This window comes from Bradyrhizobium uaiense, from assembly GCF_010811875.1.
Classification (GTDB): Bacteria; Pseudomonadota; Alphaproteobacteria; order Rhizobiales; family Xanthobacteraceae; genus Bradyrhizobium; species Bradyrhizobium uaiense.
Genome location: NZ_VKHP01001268.1, coordinates 1 through 210, shown reverse-complemented (window position 1 = coordinate 210; position 210 = coordinate 1). Strand labels below are relative to the sequence as shown.

The following is a 210-nucleotide window of genomic DNA, read 5'->3' as shown; positions in this document are numbered from 1 at the left end:
CCGACGCCTCGGCATGCACCGCCGGACATTGGCGCGCAAGCTCGAGAAGCAGCGGGTGAAGTAGCAGAGGCGGAAGGTTCTCACCGTCACCCCCGCGCAAAGGCTTCGCCTTTGTCGCTGGAGGTGCTCGCCTCTTCGGCGAGCCTCGAAGGGCGATGGCCCCACTTCCTCCGCGAGCACCAGGATATATCCGGGCCGTGCATCCTTCGA

At 65.7% G+C, this 210-nt stretch carries 1 protein-coding gene; it reads left to right on the top strand.

The window, feature by feature from the left end:
- Nucleotides 1-64 (top strand): helix-turn-helix domain-containing protein (locus FNJ47_RS49580; protein WP_283811420.1); only part of this gene is annotated, 64 nt, incomplete at its 5' end.
- Nucleotides 65-210 lie beyond the last annotated feature (146 nt).